The sequence below is a fragment of the Pseudomonas fluorescens genome (assembly GCF_902497895.1).
Lineage (GTDB): Bacteria > Pseudomonadota > Gammaproteobacteria > Pseudomonadales > Pseudomonadaceae > Aquipseudomonas > Aquipseudomonas fluorescens_BP.
Window position 1 is genome coordinate 1 of the sequence record NZ_CABVHQ010000106.1, and the last position, 10,873, is coordinate 10,873.

Below are 10,873 nucleotides of genomic sequence, written 5' to 3' on the forward strand. Positions count from 1 at the left end.
CACAAGCACCCACACGAATTGCTTGATTCAGTTGTTAAAGAGCGGTTGGTTAAGATCTTTCGTCTCAACCGAGGCGCGCATTCTACGCTTTCCTCTGCTGCTGTCAAGCGGTTATTTTCCGAAGTTTTCAAAGTTTCCTTTGTAACTTCAACCACTTGGCGCTTCCGATCACTCGTTAGCGGGAGGCGAATTCTACAGCGTTACCCGCTGCTGTCAACACCTGTTTTACACCGCTTTCGACCGAGTGGATCGAATCATTAATAGGGCCAAACAACACGACCTTATCAACTCCTTCTGGGCTTCGATGAACTGAAGCAACTCGCTGCCGAAAACTGCGTAACTCTTTGTTTACCAAGGAGTTTTCCGTTTCGACTGCGCCGGAAGTGGGGCGAATTATAGACTTCCAGGATCTGCCGTCAACCACTAATTGAGGCATTCTATCGATAAACCTGAAAAAGCCCGAAAAGCGCCGGTTTTTGCTCCTTCTATATAGAAGAGCAATCAGCTCGGAGCAATGAACGACTCCAGCTCCGTTGCAGCTTCATCGATCAGTGCTGCCACCTCCACCGGCTTCGAGGCCAGGGATGTGTGGCTTGCCTGCAAGGTAATGACCTTTCTGGCGTTAAGCCGCCCCGCCATTCGCTGCTGATTCTCGGTGCAGATGACTCCCGATTGCAGAACCCTGATTGCTGGCACTCCTCCTTGACGCGGACCGTTGTTGCCTCGAGAAACCGCCAACACCCAGTCTGGATTTGACATGGCTTTATATAGACGTCCACCCATCGCTGAAACCGGCGACCGACGACAGCGACCTCACCCATAGGAACAGATTAACGACAGGAACTGATTCTCCACGCTGGTGCCATGGGTTTCTGTTTCATCCCACAGAATCAATTCGCCGTTGTAATAAGCAAAATAGGCCGTTGCCTGGGCACTGTGTTGCCTGGCCTTGCCACACACCGCGAGGTCCCGCCCGCTCTGATCGGCGGCCGTTCCGTAAAGCGGCTCAAAATCCCAGCCCTTCCCTTCCAACCCTGTCAGAGCCTTGGCTCGCGCCAGATTCTTGTCCTTTTCAGAGACCCCGACTTTCACCCGCGGCGCAGTCTGGCCTTTCGCCGCGATGGGTACGGCGCCCTCAGGCGCTGGATGTTCGCCAGTGGTGCAGCCCGAAATGAGCAAGAACGCCAAACCGAGTCCTGCAAACATTTTCATCGTCGTACCACCGTCAACCAATAATTCTGCAACGTAGCACAGGCCTGATCGCAGATAGCTGACTTAGCTCAGGTGGGCTGGAGATAGCGTTTAATCTTAACTACCTCCCTGAGCCGCCGCCTCACTTGTCGAAGTTTTTGAGGTATCCGTTATGGATATGGAGTCAGTGAGGCTGCGTCGTAATTTATATTTAACGATCATAACCTGCGCTGTGATTATAGAAGACCCCGCTCAGTGAGCAAAAAGCGTGCGGCCAGCGCGACTGCCGTTCCTACACCAGCGATGACTCCAAGCACATCGAAGCTGAACGCTGCCCACACCTCACCCACTAAAGCCAAACCCACTGCCAAAGCAAACGGCTGAAATGACGGCCAACAGAAACCCGATCAATATTGGACGGTTAAACGGAGTATTAGCCATTCAGCACATCACCTCAGCCCAAGCTTCACGACCCGAAAGGCTAGATTCGGACTCCATAAGCGTGAACTTCAAAACCGAAAAACGACGTGGCAATAGGTGCTTTGTCTGATCAGACATTTTCGTGCCAGCGACGCGCCTGCACGATCAAGGCTGGCGCAAAGTGCAACACGACCATCCGCACCAGATGATGAGACAAGATGAACACAACGTTCAGCCCGCCACTGAACGCGACGATAGCAATGGTCTCGATAGCGCCAGGCATATACGCCATCCACAACGACAAGGGATCGTTGCCCAGGACCTGCCCGGCCACCCCGGCAAACGCCGCTGCGATCAGCAACATCAGTGCTACGGAAATCAGCCCGGCCCGTCCGTGGCGAACAAGCTCCACCAGGGTGATTTCCTTGAATTTCGATCCGATCAGCACACCGAGGATTACCGCGGCGCAATCGACACTCCACTGCGGCATGTGGAATGCCTGGAGATAGCCCATCTTGATATAGACGCCGGTGGCGACGATCGCTGTGAGCATGAACGGTGCAGGGACGCCGACGCCCAACAACAAGCGGCCGAGCAAAATGCACAGGACGATCAGCGACAGCAGTGTCAGTAGTGTGCTCATGACCAGCGGGCTGCTCTCACCAAGCGCCACATCGGTATGCCCGGGAATGCAAAAACTGACCAGCACGGTGATCGACAACAGTCGGACCAGGTGCACGACGATCACCTTGCTGGACGCACGCTCGGACTCCAGCAAATCGAACACTGCAGCGAGTGCGCCCGGGTAGACGGCCAACAGGGAATCTTTCAGATTCCATCCCGAGACTCTGAGCAGCCAGAAACCGGCCACGGCGATCTGCGCCATCAAGCACAGCAGTAGGAAGCCCAGGCTGGGCAACATGGCGGCCACCGTCTGGCTGTCCCACGACTCGAACATCAGGCCGGTGGCGATCCCCAACACAATTTGCACGTAGCCAAGGCCAAAGCGCAGCGTGGGAGAAAAGCGCACGTTGCTGACGATTACCGCGGTCGCGAGTATCGAGCCAAGCAAAAGGCCATGGGGGACACCGGCATATTGCAGCGCGGTGCCGACCACGGTGGCAATCAACAAACACAATAAGGTTTTCATGGTTTCTCAGGTGTCTAATGCGCGAAGATTTTTGTATATAATTTCCGCCTGCATCTGCAGGACATCGATATTGCTGACGGCGTAGAACACTCCTGCGGTGGGTGCGCCGATCGCAAATATATTAGACGGCCCCTGTTTGTTGATAACCCGACAGTCGTCATAGCGCACATCGATTCCGCCATACTGATGCTGGATGCACATTCCGGATGCAGCCAGGTTTTTGTATAGCGCGCCTTCCATCGCATCGCCTGCGCCGGTCGCGTTGACCAGATTGGAAAATGAGCATTCGAAATAGCGCCCCCGTGCCAGGAACCGATCCCTTGTGACACTGACATCGGCCAATCCGGTTCGACAGACCAGCCTTCCGGAGCGAATATGTTGGTGGATCTTGATCCAGTTCTCCTTGGGAATCGGCACTCGCAGCTGCCGCCAGCCGCTCCTGAATCTCCCGACGAAAACTTTTCTATCGTGCTCGGATAACAGATTCCAGATCATTGGCACGATCAGATTGGTCGACGAGAACACCGAGTAGATCGCCTCTCGGGCAACCGAGGCCTGGGTGTGATCGCGCATCAAGTCCTTGATGTTGACGTTGATGCCTTGCGCGGCCAATTCCTCGTCGAACATAGCCTGCACTGTTTTCAGTGCGGAGCCGCCGCGGCGCAGTCGTTGCTTGAGATTATTCTCATTCAGCACCTTGAGCGGGCGCGGATGATAGTGCTCGCTGTAGTTGGGAATCTTGCTGCTGCGGGTCAGCATCGTTACGCGGTTGTCACGATTGGCGTCGAGCAAGGTAAGCGCTGCATCGATAGCCGATAACTGATTGCCAAGCACGCCAATACTGTCCGAACGGATATCAGCAAGGTTTGTCGTCGGATAGGGATTGTTGATGTAGCCCGGGGCGCCCTTGAGTCGATAGATATCGGTCGGCTCGGCGTTGCCGGTTGCCAGCACCACGGCGTTGTATCCCGCACGCTCGCCGGTGGCTGTTTTCAGGGAATAGCGCCCCCGTTCCGCTGCCATTCCGGTCACGCGCTCGCGGTAATACTGGATGGATGTGTGCTTACGCAGAGACGATTTCAGCGCCTCTTCAATGAACTTGCCGAACACCGGTCTTGGCTGATAGGCATTGGCTTGCGTTACGCGACACTCCTGCAACCATTGTTTGAAGTCGCCATGTTCTCGCAGATACATCAGATTGGCAGGGCGGTTGACCAGATTGCTCAGAATATCCTGTTGATAGGCCTGGCCGGATCCGGTGCTGCCGGTTGTATCGTATACGTCAATTTTCAGCGCCGGCGTCAGGTGTTTCAATCGCTCCACAATAATTGCACCGCTATAACCCATCCCAACAACTGCTACCTTTCCCATATCTATCCTTAGACCGGTTTTTTTCCATGAGGCGCGATAACGCCTTCTGGTTTGCGTCTTCATGTCAGATCATGACACGCGACAATACGCAGGTTGACGAGGGTGACCGTCAGCCAGCATCTAACGAAAGGCAAACGCGGGTGGCGGTTGTCTTTCGTCTTCTTTTAATGGAACGGGGGGATGATTCAGTTATTCCCAGATAAATGCGTCCCTGACCCAGTTATCTAGTTGCGCGAGATTATCGCTGACGGCTTTTTCGCTATTGCCCTCGACAATGGCGGAGACGATTTCGCCATTGGTCATCTTCATCCCGGAATAGTCCATTCCCCTTTTCGCCATGACCGAGCAATAGCGAAGGAAGGGTAAATCGATGTGTTCCGCAAACTCAATCAACTTGCCTCTGCGAGGCGGAATGTTGAGCTGTCCAAGCAAGCGTCGCGGTGTGATCAGCTCCTTGAGCGATGCCGATTTCCCGCCCCGCTCGGCATCAATCAGGGTCAAGCGTGGATTCACGCCGTATGCTTCGGTCAATTCCTGGTTGACGCTGCAGCCGCCAAGGCGGCAGGCGATTTCGCAGACGATCAGGTTCTCTGCGTCCAGAAAAACCTCTAGATGAAACAGCATTGTGCCGAGTCGGGGTAGCGCGTGTTCAACGATGCTTCTGGTCAGCTTCACGCATTGTTCGTGAAGCGGGTTGCTTTCGGCCAACATCTGGAAGCCGAGACTTTTCCCATCCAGAAAATCAAGGCAGGTCACCGTTGATCGCACAGGCGAAATAATCACCGGCCTGCCGTCAATATATAGCCCATTGACGTTCAACAGCGGCGCATCGATGTATTTTTCTACCATCAGATTGTGCAGGGTTGTGCTGTTATGTTCTTGCAGATACCCGAGCAGATCAGGTTTATCGCGTAGCACTCGTACGCCACCCGATCCGCGGCCGTCACGGGGCTTCACCACCACCGGATAACCATACTGCTCAACGAAGTCGTTGATCTCGCAAGCGGAGCGGATCACCGACATGGGATTGATGCGGATGCCATGTTCCGCCAGTTTTTGCTTCATCAGGAATTTATCCCGATAAAGCAAGGTCATCTCTTCGTAACGCGTCACCGAACCACTGAGTCGGTCTTTGATACGCGCAACTCTCAATAGATCGACTTCCGCTAGCGCGACAATTGTGTTCGTGCCAAGTTTTTTTGCAGCGGCCAGTGCATCCAGTTCGACGACGGCCGAGTCGTTGAAATTTGTATAGAGCCGGAACGCAGCGGACATGGCGGGAAATTGTTTTGTCAGCAAATCCTTGGCAGACAGGTCGCTATAAATCAGAGCGTTGTTTCCCAACACGCTTAGCCATTCATCTTCCGAGTGCTGAAGCAGAATTTTCCGCAGGTGCAAATAAAATCACAGAGTTCAAGAGACGTCCCCAATTTCAGGAAAATTTCAATCGAAATACCAAATATGCAATCAGGTGATAGTTCCATGCAAATCACCTGCGCGCGGCTTACTTGGCACACGCAATACATACTCTTGCAGATATCTCAAACAAGAGGGGTTTCAAGTTTTGTTATTTTTTCAGCTCGATCGTTAGCCACTCAAGTTCACACCGCTGACAACGGATTTTACGATTTTCGATTTGTTGTACCATAAGGCTCTCCGCCAATGAAGTTGACAGGAAATTAAGTCCGCTATTTGAAGTGAGATTTTATAACCTCGCACTGAGATCGTCGCACCTATCAAATTTGGTAGCTGTGATTGGTGCATTTAAAGCTTAAGGACCAAAAACTGCGCCCACTTATAATATTTTTTATCCGATGTATTGATTTATCTATCCCCATCACAACTCAACCCCATGAGTTTAAGCTGGCATTTGAAATTCTCGCAGTTTCTCTTCAAGTACATAGTGCCACTTTTTTTCGCAGGTTTTTTTGAGTTCAACTCAACCGGCACCGCAAATCTAGTTCGAATTGAGACAATTCGTCAAGAATTCAAAAAAATTTCAGAAGTTACTTACAAGCACTGAAATACAAAACCTAAACCTGGGAAATACTTATCCTGAGACTCTGTAAGCTTTCTCCTACAGCTCAGTCATTACTCTCCACTGTTTACTCGTAAAACCCTATCTGGGCAAAGCTCGACATCGTTACTCGTTATTCGTTATTCGCTGACGCCATTCAGCTGAGTCAGCACCTGACTACTACTCCACCATCATCGCCACCGGTATTCGCGACCACCGTGGCGAGGCGGTCGCGGCGATCAATCTGTCCGGCCCGGATGCGATCATGGATTCCGCGGAAAATCGCGAGCGCTTGACCCTGACGGCTGGAAAGTCGGGGCCAAGGCGATCTCGAAGTTCTACCGTACCTTCGACGCCTGGTTTGGCAATAAGGAAGTGCCGGTCAACGGCTTCGGAGTTGTCGTAACCCTACCGAAGTGCCCGCTCCTGGAAGATATTCAGCTGCGGGCTTTTCGGAACGAGTAAGGTGATAGCCGCCCGTTGTCACCGATGATCGGCTGGGCAGCACAGTCGAGGGCAACCCTCGGGATGAATTCGTATACCATATTCACAAATCCCTTCGAACGACCATCACCGTGACTCTACCTAGACTCAACGCACCGGACCTGGGCAATTCGCCTTCGACTTCGGAGATCATCACCCGGCATCTGCGCGATGCTATCGTCGCCGGGCATTTCGCCGAGGACGAACCGATTCGCCAGGACGATATCGCTCGCCAGTTCAATGTCAGCAAGATCCCGGTGCGTGAGGCGCTCAAGCGCCTGGAAGCCGAGGGCCTGGTGATGTTCCAGCGTAATCGCGGGGCGATGGTCACACGCGTTTCCGATGCGGAACTGGCGCAGATGTTCGAAGTGCGCATGTTGCTCGAAGACAAGGTGCTGCGCCTGGCCATTCCGAACATGACCGAAGAAACCTTCGCCCGTGCCGAACGGATTTGTCAGGAGTTCATCGGCGAAGATGACGTGGGACGCTGGGCCGAGCTCAACTGGGAACTGCACGCCTGCCTCTACGAACCGGCGCAGCGACCATTCCTGGTCAGCCTGATCCGCTCGGTCAACGACAAGCTGGAGCGCTACCTGCGCATGCAGATGAGCCTCTCGGCCGGCAAGGAACGCGCCGATCATGAACACCGGCAAATCCTTGCGGCCTGTCGCGCCGGTGACGTGGATCTCGCGGTGAAGTTGCTCGACGAGCACATTGCCGGGGTCTGCAAGACCCTGTTCGAGCACCTGCCTCATAGCCACTGACCGTTCCACCCACTGTGCCGATTTCGTCATCAGCCCTGGATAAATCCATCAAGCCGGCAAGCCCTTGTAGAGGCCACTCTTTCGTTCACTCATCTGAACGGACGTGGCCCTCCCATGAAACGCATCACCGTGATCGATTCCCACACCGGCGGCGAACCCACCCGTCTGGTCACCGCCGGCTTTCCTGACCTGGGCAGCGGCGGCATGGCCGAACGTCGCCAGCGGCTGGCCGACCATCACGACCAGTGGCGCGCCGCCTGTGTACTGGAACCACGGGGCAGCGACGTATTGGTCGGCGCACTGCTCTGTGAGCCGGTGGACCCGACCGCCTGTGCCGGAGTGATTTTCTTCAACAACAGCGGCTACCTCGGCATGTGCGGCCACGGCACCATCGGCCTGGTGGCATCGCTGGCGCACCTGGGCAGGATCGGCCCCGGCGTGCATAGCATCGAGACACCGGTGGGGACGGTGCAGGCGACCCTGCACGAAGACCGTTCGGTCAGCGTGCGCAACGTCCCGGCCTACCGTTACCGCAAGGCGCTGACGCTGCAGGTACCGGGTGTTGGCCAGGTGGTCGGCGATATCGCCTGGGGCGGTAACTGGTTCTTCCTGATCGCCGAGCATGGTCTGCACATTGCCGGCGACAACCTCGAGGCCCTGACTGCCTATACCTTCGCCGTGCAGCAGGCGCTGGAGGTCCAGGGGATCCGCGGCGAAGACGGCGGGTTGATCGACCATGTCGAACTGTTCGCCGATGACCCGCAGGCCGATAGCCGCAACTTCGTGCTGTGCCCCGGCAAGGCCTACGACCGCTCGCCCTGCGGCACCGGCACCAGCGCCAAACTGGCGTGCCTGGCGGCCGACGGCAAGCTTGCGCCAGGACAGATCTGGCGCCAGGCCAGTGTCATCGGCAGCGAATTCGAAGGCTCCTACGAAACCCAGGGCGAGCGCATCGTGCCGACGATTCGCGGCCGCGCCTATATCAGCGCCGAAGCCAGCCTGATCATCGAACAGGACGACCCGTTCGCCTGGGGCATTCGCCCGTGAGCGAGGGCCGGGTGGCCGATGTAATCGTAATCGGCGCCGGCATTATCGGCGCCGCCTGCGCCCAGGCGCTGGCCCGTCGCGGCCTGCGGGTATTGGTGCTCGACGCCGGCCTGCCCGGCGCTACGGCGGCGGGCATGGGCCACTTGCTGGTCCTCGACGACAATCCGGCAGAGCTGGCCCTGAGCCAATACTCCCTGCAACGCTGGCGCGAACAGGCGCCGGCCTTGCCCGACGGCTGCGCCTACCGCAGCAACGGCACCCTGTGGCTGGCGGCGAATGCCGAAGAAATGGCGGTCGCCCAAAGCAAGTACCACAAATTGCAGGCACAGGGAGTGGCCTGCGAGTTGATCGCCAGCAGTGCCTTGCGCCAGCGCGAACCAGAGTTGCGCGAAGGCCTGGAAGGTGGGCTGTTGATCAATGGCGACGGCATTCTCTATGCCCCGGCAACTGCACGCTGGATGCTCGAAACACCGAACATCAGCCAGCGCCGGGCGCGGGTCAACGAAGTCGATGGCCACCGCGTGCGACTCGACGATGGCCACTGGCTGAGCGCCGAGGCGGTGGTGCTGGCCAACGGCATCCAGGCCAACGAGCTGTGCCCGGAGTTGCCAATCGAGCCGAAGAAAGGCCACTTGCTGATCACCGACCGTTACCCGGGAAAAGTCACTCATACCCTGGTGGAACTCGGCTACGTCACCAGCGCCCACAACGCCAGCGGCCCTTCGACGGCCTGCAACATTCAGCCGCGACCGACCGGGCAATTGTTCATCGGCGCCTCGCGGCAGTTCGGCACCACCGACCCGCAGGTCGAAGGCTGGATGCTGGCGAAAATGCTCAAGCGTGCCACCTCCTACATGCCGGGCCTGGCTCAGCTCAACGGCATCCGTGCGTGGACCGGACTTCGCGCCGCCAGCCCGGACGGCCTGCCGCTGGTGGGCCAGCACCCGCAACGCCAAGGCTTATGGCTGGCAGTCGGCCACGAGGGTCTGGGCGTCACCACCGCACCCGGCACCGCCGACTTGCTGGTCGCGCAATTGTTCGACGAAACGCCGCCGCTGGCCGTGCAACCTTATCTGCCGCAACGTTTTCTCGGGGAGCCCCTCTATGCCTGAATTGATGCTGGACGGCCGTGCCCTGCGTGTTGCCGAGGGCACCAGCGTCGCTGCCGCTTTAGCCTTGGGCGGCGACGGCTGCAGTCGTACCTCGGTTAGCGGCCAGCGCCGCGCACCGCTGTGCGGCATGGGCATCTGCCAGGAATGCCGGGTGACCATCGACGGTCGACGGCGCCTGGCCTGCCAGACCCTGTGCCGTGACGGCATGCACGTGGAGACTCAAGCATGAGCGAATACGCCGACCTGCTGATCATCGGGGCCGGGCCCGCCGGCATGGCCGCCGCCCTCGCCGCGGCACCCAGCACTGCACACATCGTCCTGCTCGATGACAACCCGTTGCCGGGCGGGCAAATCTGGCGCGACGGCCCCCAGGCCAGCCTGCCGAATCAGGCGCGCCGCCTGCGCGAAAAACTCGAAGCCTGCAGCAACATCCATCACCACTCCGGCACCCGGGTGATCGCCTGCGCCGGCCCTAAACAACTGCTGGTCGAAGACCCCGATCGCGGCTGGCTGATCACTTACGACAAACTGATTTTGTGCACCGGCGCCCGCGAGTTGCTCCTGCCCTTCCCTGGCTGGACGCTGCCCGGGGTGACTGGCGCGGGCGGCCTCCAGGCGCTGATCAAGAGCGGCCTGCCGGTGCACGGCGAACGCCTGGTGATCGCCGGCAGCGGGCCAATATTGCTGGCCAGCGCCGCCACCGCGAAAAAACACGGTGCGCAGGTCCGGCGAATTGCCGAGCAAGCCTCCACGGCCGCCGTCGCCGGCTTCGCCGCGCAACTGCCACGCTGGCCCAATAAGCTGATGCAGTCGTTGACTTTGTTTGACCGCCATTATCGTACCGGGACCCACGTATTGGCCGCCCTGGGCAATGAACGACTGGAAGGCGTGCGCCTGCAACAGCAGGGAAAAATCGTCGAGCTGGCCTGCGATCGCCTGGCCTGCGGCTTCGGCCTGATTCCCAACACCCTGCTCGGCCAGGCCCTGGATTGCGCCCTCGATGGCCAGGCGCTCGCGGTCGATGCCTGGCAGGCCAGCAGCCGCGCCGATCACTACGCGGCGGGCGAATGCACCGGCTTGGGTGGCAGTGAACTGGCATTGGTCGAAGGCGCGATCGCTGGCCATGCCGCCGTCGGTGACTACCAGGCAGCCCGACAATTGTGGCCGCGCCGTGCCCGCTGGCAGGGTTTCGCCAATGCCCTGAACAAAACCTTCGCCCTCGACCCGCAACTCAAGTCGCTGGCCCAGGCCGATACCCTGGTGTGCCGCTGCGAAGACGTGCCCTACGCGGCACTGGCCGGGCACACGGGTTGGCGTG

9 protein-coding genes and 2 pseudogenes are annotated in these 10,873 nt (G+C 57.8%); 6 read left to right on the top strand and 5 right to left on the bottom strand.

The genetic code is table 11. The annotated features are described in order from the left end of the window. Positions 1-501 precede the first annotated feature (501 nt). From F8N21_RS31190 to F8N21_RS28915, 5 genes and pseudogenes are all read right to left on the bottom strand, one after another. Positions 502-666: pseudogene (locus F8N21_RS31190) on the bottom strand (hypothetical protein); the annotation flags it as partial. Positions 667-813: 147 nt separating this feature from the next. Beyond that, a complete protein-coding gene (locus tag F8N21_RS28900; protein ID WP_150645383.1) occupies positions 814-1,233 on the bottom strand; it encodes a hypothetical protein in 420 nt (139 codons plus the stop codon). Positions 1,234-1,741: 508 nt separating this feature from the next. Continuing rightward, positions 1,742-2,761 (bottom strand): AbrB family transcriptional regulator, encoded by a 1,020-nt coding sequence (locus F8N21_RS28905; RefSeq protein ID WP_150645384.1) that lies wholly within the window; start codon positions 2,759-2,761, stop codon positions 1,742-1,744. A 6-nt stretch (positions 2,762-2,767) separates the two neighbouring features. After that, positions 2,768-4,195, bottom strand: coding sequence for an FAD/NAD(P)-binding protein (locus tag F8N21_RS28910; RefSeq protein WP_150645385.1), 1,428 nt, complete (start codon positions 4,193-4,195; stop codon positions 2,768-2,770). Positions 4,196-4,321: 126 nt separating this feature from the next. Continuing rightward, on the bottom strand, positions 4,322-5,479 hold the full coding sequence (locus F8N21_RS28915; RefSeq protein WP_150645386.1) for an ATP-grasp domain-containing protein: 1,158 nt from the start codon (positions 5,477-5,479) through the stop codon (positions 4,322-4,324). Between the two features lie 851 nt (positions 5,480-6,330). Here F8N21_RS28915 and F8N21_RS31195 point away from each other — a divergent pair. The 6 genes and pseudogenes from F8N21_RS31195 to F8N21_RS28945 form a co-directional block, all read left to right on the top strand. Continuing rightward, positions 6,331-6,420: pseudogene (locus F8N21_RS31195) on the top strand (IclR family transcriptional regulator); the annotation flags it as partial. Positions 6,421-6,724: 304 nt separating this feature from the next. Next, a complete protein-coding gene (locus tag F8N21_RS28925; protein WP_150645387.1) occupies positions 6,725-7,396 on the top strand; it encodes a GntR family transcriptional regulator in 672 nt (223 codons plus the stop codon). Between the two features lie 114 nt (positions 7,397-7,510). After that, complete coding sequence (locus F8N21_RS28930; protein WP_150645388.1) at positions 7,511-8,443, top strand: 4-hydroxyproline epimerase; 933 nt, start codon at positions 7,511-7,513, stop codon at positions 8,441-8,443. Further along, positions 8,440-9,555 (top strand): NAD(P)/FAD-dependent oxidoreductase, encoded by a 1,116-nt coding sequence (locus F8N21_RS28935; protein WP_150645389.1) that lies wholly within the window; start codon positions 8,440-8,442, stop codon positions 9,553-9,555. The genes F8N21_RS28930 and F8N21_RS28935 overlap by 4 nt, the downstream gene beginning before the upstream one ends. Then, positions 9,548-9,784, top strand: a complete 237-nt coding sequence (locus F8N21_RS28940) for a (2Fe-2S)-binding protein (protein ID WP_150645390.1) — start codon at positions 9,548-9,550, stop codon at positions 9,782-9,784. The genes F8N21_RS28935 and F8N21_RS28940 overlap by 8 nt, the downstream gene beginning before the upstream one ends. Beyond that, positions 9,781-10,873: FAD/NAD(P)-binding oxidoreductase (locus F8N21_RS28945; protein ID WP_150645391.1), on the top strand; the 1,093-nt coding region annotated here is incomplete at its 3' end. The genes F8N21_RS28940 and F8N21_RS28945, both read left to right, overlap by 4 nt.

Coding starts and splice junctions, on each gene's coding strand:
- F8N21_RS28910 (WP_150645385.1), bottom strand. CDS start 4,195: ATGAAGACGCAAACCAGAAGGCGTTATCGCGCCTCATGGAAAAAAACC.
- F8N21_RS28940 (WP_150645390.1), top strand. CDS start 9,548: ATGCCTGAATTGATGCTGGACGGCCGTGCCCTGCGTGTTGCCGAGGGC.
- F8N21_RS28905 (WP_150645384.1), bottom strand. CDS start 2,761: ATGAAAACCTTATTGTGTTTGTTGATTGCCACCGTGGTCGGCACCGCG.
- F8N21_RS28930 (WP_150645388.1), top strand. CDS start 7,511: ATGAAACGCATCACCGTGATCGATTCCCACACCGGCGGCGAACCCACC.